Below are 19,998 nucleotides of genomic sequence, written 5' to 3' on the forward strand. Positions count from 1 at the left end.
TGGTTTCTTAAGTATACCCTTATTTAATAAAAGAATTTTTTAAAAAAGTATTGACTTTTTATAACTGGTCTATACATAAAAAAAGAAATTATAGAAGATTAAAATTCTATAATTTCTTAAGGTATTAATTTTATTATTTTCTAGATATTTCATCTAAATATTTAACAGCACTAAGAGAGGCAATATTCCCTTCTCCAGCTGATTTAATGTATTGATATGGCTTACCAACACAGTCTCCTGCTGCAAAGCAGCCTTTTATATTAGTCTTCATTAATCTATCTACTGCAATATGATCCTCTTCAATTTTTAATCCTGGAACTAATTGTCCTGGAGAAATTGAATCTTTTAATATAAATACAGCATCAGTTTCTATTTCAGAATTATTAAGCACTAATTTTTTAACCTTTAAATCTCCTATGACTTCTTCAGGCTTATCTTCAATTAAAGTTACATTATCATTTAAATCATAACTTCCCTTATACATAGGAACATAATATATTTTCCCTGCAATTTCTGAAACATAATTAGTTTCAGCCTCTGCTTCCTTATTATGACCAATTATAACTACTGTTTTCCCTCTATATAATGGAGCATCACATGTAGCACAATATCCTACGCCTTTACCTAAAAATTCTTCCTCGCCTTTTATTGGTCTTGTATATTCTACTCCTGTAGCTAATATAACAGTCTTTGCTTCAAAGATTTTTTCATTTGCCATTAGTGCAAAATAATCTCCCATAGCATATATACTATTAATTCTCTCTTCAGTAATATCTATATCCATAACCTTTAAATGCTCTTGAAATCTCTCTTTTATGTTTTCTCCTGAAAGTCCAAAAAAACCTAAGTAATTATTAATTTTAGGTGCTTTAACTAGTTTATTAGTTAAATTCTTATTTCCAAAAATAATAAATTCTTTATTTCTTATTTTTGCATTTAATGCTGCTGATAATCCTGCTGGACCACTTCCCACTATTGCAATATCATATCTTTTACTCACAATTTCGCCTCTTAATTATAGATGTTTAACAACTGCAGCTTTTAAAGAATCTTTTGGCATAAAGCCTACTAAAGTATCAACAGGAGTACCATTTTTAAATATCATTAAAGTTGGAATACTTGAAATTTGATATTTATTTGCTAAATTTTCATTTTGATCAACGTCTACTTTTACAAATCTAGCATTACTAACTTCATTAGAAACCTCTTCTACTACTGGTGCTATCATTTTGCACGGACCACACCAAGTTGCCCAGAAATCAACTAAAACAACACCTTCATAATTTAAAACTACTTCATTAAAATCTACTTCAGATACATGTTGAACCATTTAAATTTACCTCCCAGCATACCCCTTAGGGGTATTTTATAAATTGATTTTACTATATTTTTTATTAAATAGTCAATATACTCTTAGATATTTTCTCCAATATCTAAAATTTTATTTCTTAATATTTAAAAATTGTGATTCATATAATTCCTTATACAATCCACCATTATTTAAAAGCTCCTCATGACTTCCTTTTTCTTCTATTCCATTCTCTGTTAAAACTAATATTTCATCTGCATTTTTTATTGTAGATAATCTGTGTGCAACTACAATTGTTGTTCTTCCCTTACATAATTCCTCTAAAGATTTTTGAATCATATATTCTGTAGTATTATCAAGAGCAGAAGTTGCTTCATCTAATATTAAGATTGGAGGGTTCTTTAAGAAGACTCTAGCAATTGAAATTCTTTGTTTTTGTCCTCCTGAAAGTTTTACTCCTCTTTCACCTATATAAGTATTATATCCATCAGGTAAACTCATAATAAACTCATGTATATTAGCTCGTTTAGCTGCTTCTATAACAGACTCATCATTAGCATCATGATTCCCATATAAAATATTTTCCTTTATTGTTCCTGTAAATAAGAATACATCTTGTTGTACTATACCAATGTTTTTTCTTAATGATTCTAAAGTAACATCATAAATACTTTTATTATCTATTGTTATATTTCCCTTACTTACATCATAAAATCTAGGAATTAAATTGCAAAAAGTAGTTTTTCCTCCTCCTGAAGGTCCAACTAGTGCAAGCATCTTCCCTGCTTCTATATTTAAATTTATTCCATTTAAAATATTATTATCTTCATAACTAAAGTGAACATCCTCAAAGTTTATATCACCTATAACATTATTTAATTCTATAGTTCCATCTTCTTCTATTTTTTCATCTACTATATCAATAAATCTCTTAAATCCAGTCATTCCATTTTGGTATTGTTCCATAAAGTTAACAAGTTTTTTAATTGGTTGTGTAAATAATTTAATGTATAATAAATAAGCAAAAAAATCTCCTAAATTAATAATATTAAAATAAGTAAAAATTCCTCCTGCTATTAAAGATATATAATCTAATATATCTATTCCAAAACCAACACCTGCAAAATATTCTCCCATTACCTTATATGATCTTGATCTTGCTTTTATAAATTTCTTATTTCCATTTTCAAATTTATTAATTTCATGTTTATGAGAAACAAATGCCTTAGTTATCCTTATTCCTGCTAAAGAATTTTCCAAGTTTGAATTTACTGCTGAAGTTTCAACTCTAGTTTCCATAAAAGTAGTCATCATTTTAGTTTTTTGTTTCCATGTAAATAAAACTATAAATGGAATAAATGCAAATATTATTAATGTTAATGGTATATTAATTGTACATAATACTATAAATGATCCTATAAGCATAACAGTAGAAATAAATAAATCTTCAGGCCCATGATGGGCAAGCTCTGAAACTTCCATAAGGTCATTCATCATTCTACTCATTAAATCTCCGGTTTTATGATTGTCAAAATATGTATTTGGTAATTTTTGAAAACGTAAAAACATATCCTTTCTCATATCCCCTTGCATATAAACGCCCATAACATGTCCATAATATTGCATGAAATATCCACATGCTGCCTTTATTAGGTATATAATTATTAAACTTACAGCAAATACTATTAGCATTCTAATATTTTTATTAGGTATACTATCATTTACTAAAGTTCTAGTCATCATCGGATAAACCAAATCACAAGCTGAAACTATAAAAGCTGCTAATATATCTAAGAAAAATATTTTCTTATATGGTTTATAATAACTAATAAATCTTTTTACCATATCTAACCTCCTTATATTCGTATAAATATTATTATTTAATAATATCTTTATTGAGAAAAATTTACAAGACACTTTTATGTTTATCTATATATATCAACAATTAATCCTTGTATTTCATCTATTGTTGCAGCAATATTTAAATTATCCATTTCTCCATTTATAAGTGATTCTGTTAATTCTTCTAATTTTCCATCTATAGTATCTACTGTAATAAAATATTGAGTTTGCCAAAAGCTAATATCTTTTTTAGTATCATACATAAACTTTAATATTGATTCTAAATATTCTTTAATCAATTTTTTATATGCCAATACATCTCCATAAGTTTTAGAGACTACTAATCTATTACCTTTTTTCTGAATATCTTCAATAATTTTTTTTAATTGTTCTTCTGATTTTCTTTCTCTAGCTTGATTAAAACTTTGAGAAAAATCTCTTTTCTCAGAAATAACTTTTTTATCTTGATTTAATACATTTTTTCTATTTATTCTTCCTATTTCCAATATTTTCACCCTTTCATAAGTTATTATATCACTAAAAATTATTTTACTCACTTTTTTTCCATGTATTATTATTATTAAAAATTAATACAATATACTTATATAGAGTTTTTATATAAACTTATAAAAATATTAATTTTATAGTCTGGAGGTTTGTAAATGTGGTTTAATAAAGAGTCAGATAAAGTTATAAACGAATTGTCATCTAATTTGATTAATGGACTTTCTTCTTCTGAAGCAAAATCTCGCTTAGAAAAGAATGGACTAAATAAGTTGCAAGGTAAAAAGAAAAAGACTATGCTTCAGCTTTTTTTCTCTCAAATAAATGATGTTATGATTTATATTTTACTTATTGCAGCAATTATTTCTTTTGCAGTTGGAGAAGTTAGTGATTCTATAATAATTTTAATTGTTATATTTATAAATGCACTAATTGGAGTTATTCAAGAATCCAAAGCTGAAAAAGCCTTAGAAGCTTTAAAAAATATGTCTACACCTAAAGCTTTGGTAAGAAGAGATGGAAATACAATGGAAATTCCTTCTGAAGAAGTTGTTGTAGGTGATATTGTAATAATTTATGCAGGCAGATATATTCCTGCTGATTTAAGAATAATTGAATCAGCCAATTTAAAAATTGAAGAATCAGCATTTACTGGTGAATCAGTTCCTTCTGAAAAAACTTCTGCTGTTATAAATGAGGACAAGGAAGTTCCTATAGGAGACCAACATAACATGGCATTTATGTCAACTCTAGTTACTTATGGTAGAGGCGTTGGAATTGCTGTAAATACAGGAATGGAAACACAGATAGGTAAAATTGCTAAAATGCTTGATGAAGAAGAGGATAATACTACACCTCTTCAAAAGAAATTAGCACAACTTGGTAAAACCTTAGGTTTTGCTGCTGTAGGAGTATCTATAGTTATGTTTATAGTATCCATGTTTCAAGGAAGAGATTTCTTAGAAATGTTTATGACTTCTATCAGTTTAGCAGTAGCTGCAATTCCTGAAGGATTACCAGCAATAGTTGCAATAGTTCTTGCTCTTGGTGTTCAAAGAATGATAAAAGAAAATGCAATTATAAGAAAATTGCCATCTGTTGAAACTTTGGGGTCTGTAAATATTATTTGCTCTGATAAAACAGGTACTCTTACTATAAATAAAATGACAGTAAAAAAATACTATGTTAATGGAGAAGTTAAAAATTTAGAAAATATTGATATTAAAAATAACGAAACTAAGCTTTTAGTAGAAGGTATGGCGCTATGTAATGATGCTACTTCTAATGATGGAGTTCAAACTGGAGATCCTACTGAAATTGCTTTAATTGATGTTGGTAATAAAGTAAATATTAATAAAGAAGATTTAAATAAAGATCATAAGAGAGTTAATGAAATTCCTTTTGATTCTGATAGAAAACTTATGACTACTGTTAATAAATATGATAGTAAATTTAATGTATTTACTAAAGGTGCTATTGATAGTATTCTTAAAATTTCAAATAAAATTTTAGTTAATAATAAAATCGAAGAATTTACCAAAGATAAAAAGGATGAAGTTTTAAATGCTTCAAACTTAATGTCTGACTCTGCTTTAAGAGTATTAGCCCTAGCCTATAAGCCAATAGATAATGAACATGTTGCTATTGATGATTTAGAAAAAGATCTAATATTCGTTGGTCTTATGGGAATGATTGACCCTCCAAGAGAAGAAGTTAAAGGTTCTATAGAACTAAGCAAAAAAGCAGGAATAAGAACAATAATGATAACAGGTGATCATAAAAACACTGCAGTTGCTATAGCTAAGGAATTAGGAATTGCAAATGATATTTCTCAAGCTATGGCTGGAAGTGAAATAGATTCTTATTCAGATGAAGAATTTACTAAAATAGTTAATAACTATAGAGTTTTTGCTAGAGTTTCTCCTGAGCACAAAGTAAAAATAGTTAAAGCCTTTAAATCTTATGGAAATATTGTTTCTATGACTGGTGATGGTGTTAATGATGCCCCTTCTTTAAAGGCTGCTGATATAGGAGTAGCAATGGGAATAACAGGAACTGATGTTGCTAAAGGTGCTGCTGATATGGTTTTAACAGACGATAATTTTACTACAATAGTAAAAGCAGTTGAAGAAGGTAGAAATATATTTAATAACATAAAGAAATCTATAATCTTCTTATTAAGTTGTAATTTAGGAGAAATAGTAGCATTATTTGTAGCTATCTTATTAAATTGGCCTGCTCCACTTTTACCTATTCATATATTATGGGTAAATTTAATAACAGATAGTTTCCCAGCACTTTCTTTAGGTGTAGATCCAGGTGACGAAGGTGTAATGGAACTTCCACCTAGAAATCCAAATGAAAGTTTATTCTCAGGTAGAATGGGAATTCTATTAATTATGAATGGAATCTTAATAGGAGCAACTACATTATTTGCATTTGTATTAGGTGAATATTTATATCCTGAGTCATTAAGGCATGCACAAACTATGTCATTTGTTGTTCTTAGTGTTTCTCAGCTTTTCTATTCATTATCTATGAGAAACGAAACTAAATCATTATTCCAAGTTGGAGTATTTAAAAATAAATGGTTGATTGCTTCATTATTATTTGGAATACTACTACAATTTGCTATAATAAGTATTCCATTTACAGCTAATATCTTTAAAGTCTATTCCTTAGGCTTAAAAGATTGGGGATTAGTAATTTTAATTTCACTAGTACCTTTTATAATTAATGAAATAATAAAAATATTTACTAAAAAATGATTAAAGGAGCATTTTGCTCTTTTAATCATGTAATAAATTCGATATTTTTTCTAGTATATATACTACTGGAATTTGTGATGTAAAATCAAGTAAATCATTGCACTCATAATTTAAATTGTAACTAATATGATAATCTGCTATTTTAGAAATTATTCCATTAATTGAAGAAGTTATACATATTATTGGTATATTAGCCTCTTTATATCCCATAGCTTGTCTATATAATTCTTTAGTTTCTCCTGATACACTTAATATAATTACTAGCCCATTACCCTTAAGAACTTTAGAGTTATAAAATGGATCGCCTTGATACAATGCAAATTTTCCATTATTACTTAGTATTTTAGCTCCATATTGGGCTATTCCTGCTGAATTACCTATTCCAGTAAAAATTATATAATCTGATACCTTTATTAATTCTACAGCTTCTTCTATATAATCATCTTTATGTTCTTCTAATATTTTTATACTTTCTATAATTTCATTTATTTTATACATTTTTTTATCTAAATTATTCTCTTTATTTAAATAAAAATATTTAAATTCATTATAACTAGAAAATCCAAACTTTTTTATAAGGCTCAATATCGTACTTGTTGATACACAACTTTGCTTCGCTATTTCTCTTATAGAAATATATTTAATATTTTTTATATTTTTGTATATATAATTATAGGCTATCAATTCCTTTTTAGTAAGAGTATTTATAATTTCATTTTCTAACATTTCTTTTCCTCATAAATTTAACAATATTCATTTAAATCCTCATTTTGACAACAATTATATACTTGTTTTGCTAATAATTCTAAAAAATATATAACTGGAACTTGCGTTGTTATATTATAATATTCATTTACCTTTTCATAAGGCATATAATATGTAAGTGACTCGTCTGCAATTTTATTTAATGTACAATCCTTCCTATTAGTTATAGATAAAATTTTACACTTTTCTTCTTTAAACTTATTTATTTGATTTATTGTTTCTATTGTTTCTCCACTAACAGATAATCCTATTACAACTGCATTTCCATAAAAATCTTTTGGTACCGGATAAAATGGATCAGATATAGCAATCGAAAATTTCCCTATATTAGTAAAAAACCTTGCTCCATATTGTGCTAAAATACCACTTGTACCAACTCCAAGAAAAATAACTTTATCACATCCATGTATAATATTAGCAAATTTCTTTATATTATTAAATAACTTCTCATTATCTACCCTATTAAAAAAGTCAAACATCCCTTCTATATCTTCACTTATTATACTATTTATATTATTTTTATTATCTTGCATAAAAATTTTATATTTAATTTTAAATTCAGAATATCCGTTACATCCAACTTTTTTACAAAATCTTATAATTGATGAATTTGATACATGTATTTCATCTGCTAAATCTTTTATTTTCATATTTAATGCTTTTTCTTTATTTTCATTAATATAATTATATATTAGCATATCAAGTTCATTTAATTTCTTTAGTTGTTCTATCGTTAGCATATAATAATCACCTTAAACATATTCATTTTATTTTTATATAACTTGTTTAATTTTATTATATAAAAAAGTGTCGAACTTATCGACACTTTTTTAATATTTTATATTTATTTTTCTCTTATAACCTTATTTAATTCTAAAAATTCTTCTGCTAAAATTCCAAATGTTTCTGCACTCATCATTTGATCTTCTGCATGAATTAATAATATTGACCCTTCTGTCTTTTCACCTGAAGCTTCCTTTTGTATTAATTTCCCATGAGCTTTATGTCCCATTTCAAATATTTCTTTTCCTTCTTTTATTTGAGCTTCAGCTTCTTCAAATTTCCCTTGTCTTGATAATCTAATTGACTCTATATAACAAGATCTTGCAGTTCCTACACTACTTATAATTTCAAAGCATACCAATTCTAATTCTTGCATATCTTAACCCCTCTTCTATTAAAGTATATTATTTATTAAACATTCATCATTTTTTTAGCTTGTTCAATAACTTTTGTTCCATTCATAGTTCCATATGCAACCATATCTATAACTTCAACCGGAATCTCTCCTGCTATTTCCTTGATCTTATTTAATTCAAAACGAATTTGAGGTCCTAAAAGTATACAATCTACTTTTTTAGCTACTTCAGCTGCTGTATTTACTGCATATGCATCAATTTCACATTCAAATCCAATTTCTTCAGCAGCCTTTCTCATTTTTTGTACAAGTACACTTGTTGACATCCCCAAAGCGCATAATAAACCTATTCTTTTCATTTCAAATTCTCCTCTCGTTTTCCACTATTATTTTACGTTTATATTAATTATTTTATATTATATATTGTTCTGAATCTATAATATGCTCCTAACAAATTTGCATCATTATGAAATTTACATACTTCTATTTTAGGACGATATATTGGACTATTAAATTCTTCAACAAAATTATCATGAATTTCATCATAGGCTTCATTAATTAATTTTATTAATATAGGTTGTTCTGAAATTCCTCCTCCTATAGCAAATTTTTCAACATCTAATATTGCTTGTAAAGTAAAAATTCCCTCTGCTACATTTTTTGAAAATTCTTTTAATGCTTTTAATATTCTCTCATCTCCAGCATTAGCTAGCTCAAATATATCAAATCCTGTAAAATTATGTTTTCCATAATATTTTTCAACTGTATCAGCTAAACCCTCTATTCCATTTTTTATTACCCATAATTTATCTCTACTTTCTTTTTCAGTTGCTCCAGATAATAAATATGATACCTCTGCTGATGAAAAATGTTTACCTTCATATAATTTTTTATCTTTAATTATACACCCACCAATTCCAGTACCTAAAACCAATACTACTCCATCATCAATATCTTTTAATGAGCCAAATCCTAATTCAGCAACCCCAGCACACTTAGCATCATTAGCTACAATAACATTTGTATTTATAATTTCAGAAATTTCTTTAGCTATTTCACAATTTTTTATATAGTGAAGAACTCCTCCACTATATGCAAATCCTTTTTTTGTATCAATTACTCCAGGCATACTTATTGCAAGCCCTTTAGAATTACTTCCATACTCATTCCAAATTATTTTTATCGTATTATATAATGACTCTTTTGAATCTGATGGTGTTTTAAATTTCCCCTTATTTGATATATTTCCCTTAGAATCTACAATTCCGTACTTAATTGTACTTCCTCCAATATCTAAAGTTAAAAGTTCCATTTTAAATCATCTCCATTAGTTTCTATTACTTTCTTATACCAAAAAAACGAATCTTTTCTTGATCTATTAAGACTTCCTGTTCCATCATCATTCTTATCAACATATATAAACCCATATCTTTTACTCATCTCACCTGTGCTAGCCGATACAAGATCTATACATCCCCATGGTGTATATCCTATTAAATCAACACCATCTTCATTAACTGCCTTTTTAAATTGCTCAATATGCTTTCTAAGATAATCTATTCTATACTTATCATGAATTTCTCCATTTTCCTCAACTTTATCATATGCTCCTAATCCGTTTTCAACAATAAATAATGGTAATTTATATTTATCAGTAAACCAATTTAATGCATAACGTAACCCTACTGGATCTATTTGCCATCCCCAATCGCTTGCTTCAACATGAGGGTTTCTTACTAAATCATTACTTTCATCATAATCATAAAATTCATTGTTAGGCTTTTTCTCAATTGCAAAAGACATGTAATAAGAGAAACCTATATAATCAACATATCCTCTTTTTAACACTTCTTTATCATCTTCTGTAAAATCAATATCATATCCTTTTCTTTCCCAAAGTTTTAATATATTTTTAGGATATTCACCAAATACATGTACATCTGTATAAAAATATCTTTTCTCCATAGCCTTATGAGCCATTAATATATCTTCTGGTTTACATGAATATGGATATATTGGACACATAGCAATCATACAACCAATTTTAAAATTAGGATTTATTTTATGCCCAATTTCAATAGCTTTAGCACTTGCTACAAGTTCATAATGGGATGCTTGGTACATAATTTTTTCTTTATTCTCTCCTTCTTTATAAATGATTCCTGATGTACCATAGATGCTTCCTTCTGAATTAAAATTAGCTTTATTATTTATTTCATTGAAAGTCATCCAGTATTCTACCTTATTCTTATATCTTTCAAAACATACTGTAGCAAACTTAACAAATAAATCTATTAACTTTCTATTTCTCCATCCACCATATTTTTTCACTAAATTATATGGCATTTCAAAATGGCTCAATGTAATTACAGGCTTAATACCATATTTTAAACATTCATCAAAAAGATTATCATAAAATTTCAAACCATCTTCATTAGGTTTTTCTTCATCCCCGTTCGGAAATATTCTTGGCCATGATATAGAGGTACGAAAACATTTAAATCCCATTTCTCCAAAAAGTGAAATATCTTCCTTATATCTATGATAAAAATCTATCGCTTCATGATTTGGATAATTTTCTCCTTCTATAATTCCATCAGTAACTCTTCTATGCTTATCTTTACTTCCAGAAGTTGTTACATCCATTATACTAAGTCCTTTTCCACCTTTATCATATCCACCTTCTAATTGATGAGCCGCTACTGCTCCTCCCCATAAAAAATCTTTTCTTAAACTCATTTTATGTTCTCCTTATTATCAACTAATTTTCTAATCTTTCAGCTGCTTTTAAATTAGATACTGCTGCAGCCTTTACAAATGGTAAATAAATTAAAGTACTAATTACTATACATATTATTCCAACAATTAAAGCTAAATAACTTGTTGCACCTGAACCTAAGAAAGGCATTAAAAATCCTGGTGTTGTCCACCCTACATCTACTACAGCTGGTGGTATTATTTTGATTATCATTGTACAGAAATATCCAAAAATATTACATGCTACTGGCGCTAGTATAAATGGAATAAGATATATAGGATTCATTACTATAGGTAATCCAAAGATTAATGGTTCATTTATATTAAATAATCCTGGAGCTAATGCTAGCTTAGCAATTTCTGATTGTTGTTTATCTTTTCTAGCTATAAGTAATATTGCTATTATTAAACCTAAAGTTGCACCTGAGCCACCTATATTACCAAATGTATCGTTAATACTCATCCAAGTAACTGGGAATGGTGCTCCTACTGTTGTACCATGTTCTCCATAATATGTTAAGTTTGCAACATTTAATTGTGAAAACATAAGTCCTCTAACAGCACCTAATGTATTTGGACCATGTATTCCTATTATCCATAAAAATTGTTGTACTATTACAAAAAGTATTATTGTAAATATATTTCCACCTAGTGAGGAAAGTGGTTGCTGAATAACATTATAAATAACTTGATTCACTCCATTTTCATCTATAAATCCGAAACCATAATTAACTAAAGAAGCTACTACTAAAACTATTATTATTGGAATTAAAAGATTGAAAGATTGCGCTACTGCTGGTGGTACTACGTCTGGCATTTTTATAGAAAGTTTTTTACATCTTTGTAACTTAGTTAAAAACTCTCCTACTAGAAGACCTACTATTAAAGCCACAAATAATCCTTGTGCTCCTAAAAATCCAATTGGTAAAGCTTGTGATCCCTGCGCATCTGCTACATAATTAGGATATAAAATAAAGAATACGCCTATTGCACATACTGCTGATAATATCTTATCGCCACCATTAGCTTCAGCTAATTTATAAGCTGTTAAAAATACAACTAAAATTGCCATAATATTTGAAGTTCCATTTAAAACTGGAGATAATACTGCTTGATAATCTGTTAAATTAGGTATTAATGTACCTAAATGTAATAGTCTTGCTATGAAGCCATCTGGTGATAAAATAGCATAATTAATTAATACTATAAGAGAACCTGCTAAAGTTAATGGAAAAACTAGCGTAAATGCATCTCTTATCGCTGCTACATGTCTTTGTGAATTTAATTTTGTTGCAAATGGAACTAATGTTGATTCCATTTTGTTTTGTATGTTTTGCATCATACTCATAATGTATTCCCCCTAAAACTTTATTCTTTAGAAAATGTTTTCTTTTTTTTATAAATCAATATTATTATATTTCATAAAAAAAAGAAACCATTTTCACAATTTAAAAATCTATATATCTGCATATGATTTTTGTTATAAAAAAAAAACATTTTGTTTTATATTAAATAAAAAAAAGTAGATTAAAAACTTTAATCTACTAAATTAATATATATTATTAAAAAATACTTCCATCTTGTAAAAACCCATTATCCATAGAATAAATTTTATCTGCTACCATTTCTGCAAAATTCATATCATGAGTTATAATAAGCATGCTCATACCTTTTTTAGATAAATTTCTTATTAGCTCTGCTATTTCTCCTGTTAGTCCTGGATCTAAGGCTGATGTAGGTTCATCAAAACACATAAGTCTTGGATTTAATATAAGAGCTCTACCTATAGCAACTCTTTGCCTCTGACCTCCTGAAAGTTCACAGGGATAGCTATTTATTTTATCTTCTAATCCTAAAAAACTTAAAATTTTCTTTGCATCTTTTATAGCCTCTTCTTCTTTTTGTTTCAATACTCTCTTTGGTGCTTCTATTAAATTTTCTAATACACTCATATGAGGAAATAAATTAAAACTTTGAAAAACTAATCCAATTTCCATTCTTGTTTCTCTAAAAGTTTTCTTATCTTTATAATTTCCATTTTCACATATAAATTTATTATTAATTTCTATTGTTCCATTATCACAGTATTCTAATCCATTGATGCATCTAAGCAAAGTTGTTTTTCCCCCACCAGAAGGACCTACTATAACTACTATTTCACCTTTATTAACTTCTAAGTCTATCCCCTTTAAAACCTCTGAGTCTCCAAAGTTTTTTTTCAAATCCTTAACTTTAAGCATAGTATCCCCCCTACTGATAATAATTAAATTTCTTTTCTATAATTTCTAATGTTTTAGTAATTAACCCATTAAAAATTAAATAAACAATTGCAACTACTACAAATGGCATTATCGATGAAAGTCTATTAGCTGCAATTTTAGCAATTTTTAATAATTCATCTAATCCTACAACATATATTAAAGCTGTATCTTTAACTAAAGTAACCACTTCATTTGCAACTGGTGGAAATATTCTCTTTAAAGCTTGTGGCATTATAATTCTAAAAAATGTATCTTTCTTAGTTAATCCTAAGACCTCTGCTCCTTCAAATTGCCCTTTATCTATTGATGATATACCAGCTCTAAATATTTCTCCAAAATAAGCTCCATAATTAAGTACCATAGCAATAATAGCTGCTGGGAATCTTGGTATATTTATATTGATTAATGGTAAACCAAAAAATATAAATAATATTTGAAGTAATAAAGGTGTTCCTCTTAAAACTAATACATATATTCCAGTTAATAATTTTACTACCTTTATTTTAGATATCCTTCCAATAGAAATTAATATACCTAATGGAATAGATAATACTAAAGTTATTAAAAATATTTCAATAGTCATTTTTAATCCTTCTATTACTTGTGGCAAAAATTCTATTATTTCATTTATTAGTTCCAAAATTAACACCTCACTACTCTTATACTATTTTGCTATTATATCTTCTCCAAACCACTTTTTAGATATTTCTCCCGCTTTACCATCATTAACAACTTCCTTAAATGCCTTATTAAAAGCTTCTATTAATTCTTTATCATCTTTTCTCATTCCTACAGCATAAGCCTCTGATCCAAAATCCTCTTCTAGAACCTTATACTTATCTGCACCTCTTTGATTTGTATAATACTTTGCTAATATTTCATCTGCAACAACAGCATCTAATCTTCCTGCTTCTAAATCCATTAATGCTTCATTATTAGTATCAAAAGTTACTACTTTCCCATCTTTAAATGTTTTTATTATATCACCATCTGCTTCTATAGCATCAACAGCACTAGATTGATTTTGTGCACCTACAACAGCACCTGCTAAATCAGCCTTAGAATTAATTTTTGAATTTGCTAAAGTTATAATAACTTGTCTATTATTTAAATAAGGAGTTGAAAATCCAACCTTTTCCTTTCTCTCCTCTGTTATACTATATCCATTCCAAATAAAATCTATATTTCCATTACTTAATTCAGTTTCTTTCATACTCCAATCAATTGGCTGAAATACTATTTCCTTTCCTAGCTTTTCCCCAATCTCCTTTGCAAGTTCTACATCAAATCCACTATACTCCCCATTTTCATCTTTAAATCCCATTGGTACAAAAGTATCATCAAAGCCTAGGACTAATTTATCTTTGTCCAAAGTATTCTCTGCCTTTTTTTCGCTACAAGATACCAATATAAATGATAATATTGATAATACAACTAATGATAATAATCCTCTTTTAATTTTTAAATTCATTTTAAATCCCCCTCATAATTTCACTCTTGTTATTTATTACTTTATCACTCTAAAGTAATAAAGTCAATACAAAGATACAATAAAAAAAGTGTTAAAGTATCATATCCAGGTTACGATTTACAGCCCAAGTCACCTAGATATGATATTTCAACACTTCCAAACTGAATGAATTAAATTATAAAAATATTATTAATATAGTAATATTTTATAATTTATCCTTTTTATTCTTACTATAAAACATAAATACTGATAATCCAATAAATATAGCTATTAACACTAATAATCCTATAATTAATTTTGAATTACTTTCTAGTTTTATAAACTTTTCATATATTGGTGTTTTTATATCTTCTTTAAATTTAAATGTTCTAATTTCACCATACTTATCAACTATAACACTATCTCCTGATAAATTAATCAGCTTATTATTATCTCCTAAATACCTTAAAGATTTAATTAAAATATCTTTATTAGGAGATGTTAATACTAGCATTGCTCTTTGTTTATTATATGGTGATATATCAAGTTGAAAAATTGATATATTCGAATTAAAATCCTCTGTTAAAAATAATTTTTCATTTCCAATAAATTTATCATAATTTTCATCATACTTAAACCATAGATTATTATTTACATCTTTAATTAACTCATTATTTTTAGGAGTTCCATAAATAATTAAATTCTTATCTTTTTCTCTTTCATTTAAATTGCTATATCTTGCAACTTCTAAATTTCCAGTGTTATTTGAAATTTCAGTTCCTATAATCTCAAAAATATCACCTAATAAGGTTAATTCTTCAGAAGACATGGTATCTGGTACTGATAAAAGAACATCATTAAATCTATTATCTACTACAAATGGTGCTGGATACTTATCAAAAAAATAACCCATACTATTTTCAGTTGCATAATTAATATATGAATCTCCACTTATAACAGCCCAAGGCATTTCCTCTTCTCTTCTTTCACAATAAGTATTAGGAAGTTCCAAATCAAAGGCTAATTTTATTTCAACATAATTATTAGCTATAGCATTACTTGGTATAGTTATTTCTAAATTATCATTTAAAGCATTTTCTTTTTCTAACTTTTTACTACCTATAGGTGAATTATTTATATATACTGTTAATAACGATTTGTCAAAATCTAAATTATCTGAATACCTAAAATTTAACTTTATTTTACCTCCATCTGATATGACTCTATTTTTAGGAATAAAATATGAAATTGTACTTTCACTTCTGAATAAGCCTTTAAACTGTAATTCATTTATTCCCATATCCTTAAGAGAAACTATATTTTTAACTTCGTCTACTTTCATTATCTCATTTATATCTTTAGTAACTATAAATTTATCACTATCTATTTGACTTATTAAATCATCATTTCTTAATAAATTAATAGCTTTCAAATTATAACTTTCATCTTCTGATGTTATAACCATAAGTTTAGAAATATCTTTATCATTTGTATAAGGTGAATTTCCTAACCTTATAACTGCTGAACTACTTAAATCTAAACCCTCTAAATCACTAAACATATTATTTATCTCACTTGGTATAGAGTCTTTACTTCCTAAATAAATAATATTACTATCATTATCTTTCTTTTTTAAATCATTATATTTTATTATTTCTATTTTATTATTAATAGTGTTATTTCCAACTAAATAGCTAGATAATAAAAAAGCTCTTTGTAAATCATAATCTGAATAATCATTAGGTATAACTATCTTCGTGTCATTATTATTACTAGCTTTTATAAATGGATATGGAAAATTCATTATTTTATTATCTACAACTCTTTCTTTATACTTAATATCTACGCTAGAATCTTTTTTTATAACTATCCAGTTTGCAATATTTACATCATCTACACATGGTTCATCTGATATTCTACAATATCCTTCTATTTTAAATTCATTTGCTCCTTCTTTAATATTATCTAAAGGAATATCTACTTTAATATTTTGAGTTTTTTTAGATTCATCATATATGATATCCTTAGAATAAAAAGGGACTCCATTTAGACTAAATGTAATATAAGATTCTTTAGAACTATCTACTAATTGATTAACATTAATATTTATGTTTGAAGTTAGACTTTCTACATTAATCCACTTATCCACATTAAAATAAAAACTATAATTAGAAAAAACACCTTTAAAAATAATATCACTATTTATTATTTCTGATTTTGAATAGATATTATTTCCCAGGAAATTTTCTTTAGGTTCTGCAAAGGATATTTTATTAAAGGATAGTAATATAAAAGCTAATATTACTATAATAAAACTCTTTCTTAACTTATTATTTTTCATTTATTTCCTCCTTAAAACCTTTCTGTCTTATACCATTTAGCTTCTCTTTTTAGAATTACATCTTTTATATAATTATAAAAACCAATAGCAGCTACTATCCCCCATAATTTGCAATAAGTAAAATACATAGCAAGCACCACTAAAAAATTACTAAAGGTTAACTCCCCTTTTTCAGTAGAAATTGCTACTAATATTGAAAATACAAAAACTGAATAAGCTAATATCCAAAGTATTATATTGTATCCAATTATATTAATAGTAACTAATTCTGCTGCTCCAAATATAAATAAAATATCTGAAATTATTGTTGCTGATAAAAAGAAAGCATAAATTAATATATAATATAAAATATCAAATCTTGTTGCTCCTGCTGATTTATCAAACAAATATTTAAAATTTTTAAGTACTACATAAATATTTCCCTTTGCCCATCTAGATCTTTGCTTAAACCACACATTTAATGTTTGAGGCTCCTGTTCCCAAGTTACAGCTATTGGCATGAATTTTATTTTATATCCCATTCTATATATTCTAAAACTTAATTCGGTATCTTCTGTTATAGCCTTAGTATCCCAACCATTAATTTCTTCTAATATACTTCTTCTAATCACAAAATTTGTTCCAGGTATAGTGCATAAATTAAATAACTTCCACCTACCTGCCTGTGCCATCCATTGAAATGTTAATGTTTCTATATTTATAAACTTTGTAAGTAAATTTACTTCCTTATTTCTACATCTAAATTTTCCTATTACAGCTCCTAAACTATTATCTTTAATTAAAGTTTTTACTAAATGCTTTAATGCATCTTTTTCCGGAGTATTATCTGCATCATAAACAGCAATTATTTCGCCTTTGCTTCTTTCAAAACCTATATTTAATGCTGTTGATTTACCTTTTCCTCCAGTTCTTTTATCTGTATTTATTACTATAAAATTTCTTTTATTAAACTCATTACTTATATTGCTTAGTATTTCCGCTGAGTTATCACTTGAATTATCATTAATAATAATAATTTCATATTTATCCTTTGGATAATTAAAGGCTAATAATGCTCGTGCTGTTTTTTCTATTACCTTACCTTCATTATGAGCAGGTACTAATACTGATACAAAAGGATACTCATCTAGTTCCTGGTTATCTATAAATTTTATTGTATCTAAATAATAAAAATATCCTCCTATAACTAATATCACATTAATAAGTATTATGATCCAAATAATAATAAGTGAATATAAAATTATATAATCGAATATATTCATTTTTCCACCTACTTAAAAAATTTATTTCTATCTATTCTTCTATTGCTAATTGCTATAATTATGAATGTTATAGTTGCTATTGTAGTTATTATAATTAATGCTTTATTTAATTTAGATAAATCTATACTATCCTCTTCTACTCTTTCTTCTTCAGTTGAAATAAAAGTAATTTCTTCTCTAGAAATAAATCTTTGTACTGTTACATTTTTATTATTAAGATATAAATTAGCATCCTTTAATCTTATTTCATCTTCTCCTATCTTAATAAAAGTATTTAAATAAGAAAAATCATTAAAGTATATTTCTCTCTTATTTAATGACTCTAAGATATTTTTAAATTCATTAAATTCAATATTGGAAGGTATTATTATTCCTATATTCCCTCCATAATCTTTCTCTTCATCATATTCATAATAAGAAAGCTTTTCTATAAAATTAATATTCGATGAAATTTCCATATTATTTCTATCTATAAATACCGTTTTACTTACACTTAAATATTCTTCTGCATTTTTATGCTTCAAAAATCGCTCTGGAATATCTATAGCTACAGAATATACTTCATAATCAATTAATGCTTTATAAGCTACTGTCATTTTATTAATTAATTCTTCTATATTTATATTAGTAATATTACTTTCACTTATATCTGGAAAATGTAATATTATACTTCCATTTTTTGATTCAGCATATCTTAAAACTTCATAATATCTTTGTGCTGCTTCTATATTGGTATTATTAAAAATGGACATTGTTGAAATTATAAAAGGAATTCCCTTATTATTTAGATAATCAATTTTATTTATAATATCATTCAAATCATCAATAACATACATTTCATCTAATATTAAATAAAGATTATTTTTTTCTTCAGATTTTACATCTTTAAATGGTATTAGAATAATAAAAAAAATAATAAAAACTACTAAATAGTTCATTTTTTTAAACATCGTATTCCAATTCTCTTTCAGCAGCTTTTAATAATTCTAATGGATTATCTATTTTTCCATCATAGGTATAAAACCCTATTTGCACCTCTAAATCTATACTCTTATTAAATTTCTTAATATTAAAATCAATATTTTTTATTTTTTCTTTCAATCTTTTTTCAACAACTTTTAACCCTTCCTTATTAGATAATAAAATATATATAAATGTATCCTCATTTAAAATATATTTTCTATCTTCTACTCTTAGCGAATCATTTAATGCATTTGAAATAATAACTCTCATATTATCATATTGATCTTTACCTACTATATTTTTAATCCTTTCGCTATGTTTAAGCCTTATTATCATTATAGTTATTGGGATTTCATATCTTTTATTCATACTCAAATATATTGGTACTTCATTATTGAAAGATTTCATATTTCTATCACCCGTTAATGGATCTATCATTATTAATTCTTCATTTTCATTTTCAAGAATTTTCAACTTTTCTTGAAGTAATAATATATTTTTTGATACTAAAGAAATAATTAAAGAAGTTATTGGAATTAATATAAACCATAAATACATTGTATAATTTGGTTCTTTTTCTAAAAATATATTTTCATATAAACTATAAGTTCCATATATAAAATTAATTATTAATGTAG

At 26.3% G+C, this 19,998-nt stretch carries 19 protein-coding genes; 1 reads left to right on the forward strand and 18 read right to left on the reverse strand.

Translation table 11 applies throughout. The features are described from left to right. Window positions 1-133: 133 nt before the first annotated feature. From H9660_RS13095 to H9660_RS13110, 4 genes are all read right to left on the reverse strand, one after another. A complete protein-coding gene (locus H9660_RS13095; protein WP_191750833.1) occupies window positions 134-1,000 on the reverse strand; it encodes an FAD-dependent oxidoreductase in 867 nt (288 codons plus the stop codon). 15 nt (window positions 1,001-1,015) lie between these two features. Further along, complete coding sequence (trxA, locus tag H9660_RS13100; protein WP_191750834.1) at window positions 1,016-1,330, reverse strand: thioredoxin; 315 nt, start codon at window positions 1,328-1,330, stop codon at window positions 1,016-1,018. A gap of 111 nt (window positions 1,331-1,441) precedes the next feature. Further along, window positions 1,442-3,154, reverse strand: a complete 1,713-nt coding sequence (locus H9660_RS13105) for an ABC transporter ATP-binding protein (protein WP_191750835.1) — start codon at window positions 3,152-3,154, stop codon at window positions 1,442-1,444. 80 nt (window positions 3,155-3,234) lie between these two features. Further along, entirely contained in the window at window positions 3,235-3,657 is a 423-nt protein-coding gene (locus tag H9660_RS13110; protein WP_191750836.1) for a YaaR family protein, read from the reverse strand. Between the two features lie 156 nt (window positions 3,658-3,813). Here H9660_RS13110 and H9660_RS13115 point away from each other — a divergent pair, with 156 nt between their 5' ends. Beyond that, window positions 3,814-6,423, forward strand: coding sequence for a calcium-translocating P-type ATPase, PMCA-type (locus H9660_RS13115; protein WP_191750837.1), 2,610 nt, complete (start codon window positions 3,814-3,816; stop codon window positions 6,421-6,423). 21 nt (window positions 6,424-6,444) lie between these two features. Here the strand turns inward: H9660_RS13115 and H9660_RS13120 are convergent, their stop codons facing one another. From H9660_RS13120 to H9660_RS13185, 14 genes are all read right to left on the reverse strand, one after another. Beyond that, window positions 6,445-7,149 (reverse strand): MurR/RpiR family transcriptional regulator, encoded by a 705-nt coding sequence (locus tag H9660_RS13120; RefSeq protein WP_191750838.1) that lies wholly within the window; start codon window positions 7,147-7,149, stop codon window positions 6,445-6,447. A gap of 17 nt (window positions 7,150-7,166) precedes the next feature. Next, window positions 7,167-7,928, reverse strand: a complete 762-nt coding sequence (locus H9660_RS13125) for a MurR/RpiR family transcriptional regulator (protein WP_191750839.1) — start codon at window positions 7,926-7,928, stop codon at window positions 7,167-7,169. 104 nt (window positions 7,929-8,032) lie between these two features. Then, window positions 8,033-8,347, reverse strand: coding sequence for a PTS sugar transporter subunit IIA (locus tag H9660_RS13130; RefSeq protein ID WP_191750840.1), 315 nt, complete (start codon window positions 8,345-8,347; stop codon window positions 8,033-8,035). A gap of 35 nt (window positions 8,348-8,382) precedes the next feature. Next, entirely contained in the window at window positions 8,383-8,685 is a 303-nt protein-coding gene (locus H9660_RS13135) for a PTS sugar transporter subunit IIB (RefSeq protein WP_191750841.1), read from the reverse strand. Window positions 8,686-8,732: 47 nt separating this feature from the next. After that, complete coding sequence (locus H9660_RS13140; protein WP_191750842.1) at window positions 8,733-9,638, reverse strand: ROK family protein; 906 nt, start codon at window positions 9,636-9,638, stop codon at window positions 8,733-8,735. Further along, a complete protein-coding gene (locus H9660_RS13145; RefSeq protein WP_191750843.1) occupies window positions 9,626-11,065 on the reverse strand; it encodes a 6-phospho-beta-glucosidase in 1,440 nt (479 codons plus the stop codon). Before H9660_RS13145 ends, H9660_RS13140 begins: the two co-directional genes overlap by 13 nt. A 22-nt stretch (window positions 11,066-11,087) precedes the next feature. Next, entirely contained in the window at window positions 11,088-12,431 is a 1,344-nt protein-coding gene (locus H9660_RS13150; RefSeq protein WP_191750844.1) for a PTS sugar transporter subunit IIC, read from the reverse strand. A gap of 214 nt (window positions 12,432-12,645) precedes the next feature. Next, the gene (locus H9660_RS13155) at window positions 12,646-13,323 is read right to left on the reverse strand and encodes an amino acid ABC transporter ATP-binding protein (RefSeq protein WP_191750845.1); all 678 of its coding nucleotides are present in this window, start codon (window positions 13,321-13,323) and stop codon (window positions 12,646-12,648) included. 10 nt (window positions 13,324-13,333) lie between these two features. Further along, window positions 13,334-13,975, reverse strand: coding sequence for an ABC transporter permease subunit (locus H9660_RS13160; RefSeq protein ID WP_191750851.1), 642 nt, complete (start codon window positions 13,973-13,975; stop codon window positions 13,334-13,336). Between the two features lie 33 nt (window positions 13,976-14,008). After that, window positions 14,009-14,815, reverse strand: coding sequence for an amino acid ABC transporter substrate-binding protein (locus tag H9660_RS13165; RefSeq protein WP_191750846.1), 807 nt, complete (start codon window positions 14,813-14,815; stop codon window positions 14,009-14,011). 205 nt (window positions 14,816-15,020) lie between these two features. Continuing rightward, window positions 15,021-17,135, reverse strand: coding sequence for a cellulose biosynthesis cyclic di-GMP-binding regulatory protein BcsB (locus tag H9660_RS13170; protein ID WP_191750847.1), 2,115 nt, complete (start codon window positions 17,133-17,135; stop codon window positions 15,021-15,023). A gap of 11 nt (window positions 17,136-17,146) precedes the next feature. Next, window positions 17,147-18,397, reverse strand: coding sequence for a glycosyltransferase family 2 protein (locus tag H9660_RS13175; protein ID WP_191750848.1), 1,251 nt, complete (start codon window positions 18,395-18,397; stop codon window positions 17,147-17,149). A gap of 8 nt (window positions 18,398-18,405) precedes the next feature. Continuing rightward, entirely contained in the window at window positions 18,406-19,347 is a 942-nt protein-coding gene (locus H9660_RS13180; RefSeq protein WP_207729480.1) for a hypothetical protein, read from the reverse strand. After that, window positions 19,340-19,998, reverse strand: a 659-nt coding sequence (locus H9660_RS13185) for a diguanylate cyclase domain-containing protein (protein WP_191750850.1), incomplete at its 5' end; no start/stop codon positions are given. The genes H9660_RS13185 and H9660_RS13180, both read right to left, overlap by 8 nt.

The organism is Clostridium gallinarum (assembly GCF_014836325.1).
GTDB lineage: Bacteria > Bacillota > Clostridia > Clostridiales > Clostridiaceae > Clostridium > Clostridium gallinarum.

Coding starts and splice junctions, on each gene's coding strand:
- H9660_RS13130 (WP_191750840.1), bottom strand. CDS start 8,347: ATGCAAGAATTAGAATTGGTATGCTTTGAAATTATAAGTAGTGTAGGA.
- H9660_RS13155 (WP_191750845.1), bottom strand. CDS start 13,323: ATGCTTAAAGTTAAGGATTTGAAAAAAAACTTTGGAGACTCAGAGGTT.
- H9660_RS13135 (WP_191750841.1), bottom strand. CDS start 8,685: ATGAAAAGAATAGGTTTATTATGCGCTTTGGGGATGTCAACAAGTGTA.
- H9660_RS13115 (WP_191750837.1), top strand. CDS start 3,814: ATGTGGTTTAATAAAGAGTCAGATAAAGTTATAAACGAATTGTCATCT.
- H9660_RS13175 (WP_191750848.1), bottom strand. CDS start 18,397: ATGAATATATTCGATTATATAATTTTATATTCACTTATTATTATTTGG.
- H9660_RS13140 (WP_191750842.1), bottom strand. CDS start 9,638: ATGGAACTTTTAACTTTAGATATTGGAGGAAGTACAATTAAGTACGGA.
- H9660_RS13150 (WP_191750844.1), bottom strand. CDS start 12,431: ATGAGTATGATGCAAAACATACAAAACAAAATGGAATCAACATTAGTT.
- H9660_RS13105 (WP_191750835.1), bottom strand. CDS start 3,154: ATGGTAAAAAGATTTATTAGTTATTATAAACCATATAAGAAAATATTT.
- trxA (WP_191750834.1), bottom strand. CDS start 1,330: ATGGTTCAACATGTATCTGAAGTAGATTTTAATGAAGTAGTTTTAAAT.
- H9660_RS13165 (WP_191750846.1), bottom strand. CDS start 14,815: ATGAATTTAAAAATTAAAAGAGGATTATTATCATTAGTTGTATTATCA.
- H9660_RS13120 (WP_191750838.1), bottom strand. CDS start 7,149: ATGTTAGAAAATGAAATTATAAATACTCTTACTAAAAAGGAATTGATA.
- H9660_RS13125 (WP_191750839.1), bottom strand. CDS start 7,928: ATGCTAACGATAGAACAACTAAAGAAATTAAATGAACTTGATATGCTA.
- H9660_RS13180 (WP_207729480.1), bottom strand. CDS start 19,347: ATGTTTAAAAAAATGAACTATTTAGTAGTTTTTATTATTTTTTTTATT.
- H9660_RS13170 (WP_191750847.1), bottom strand. CDS start 17,135: ATGAAAAATAATAAGTTAAGAAAGAGTTTTATTATAGTAATATTAGCT.
- H9660_RS13145 (WP_191750843.1), bottom strand. CDS start 11,065: ATGAGTTTAAGAAAAGATTTTTTATGGGGAGGAGCAGTAGCGGCTCAT.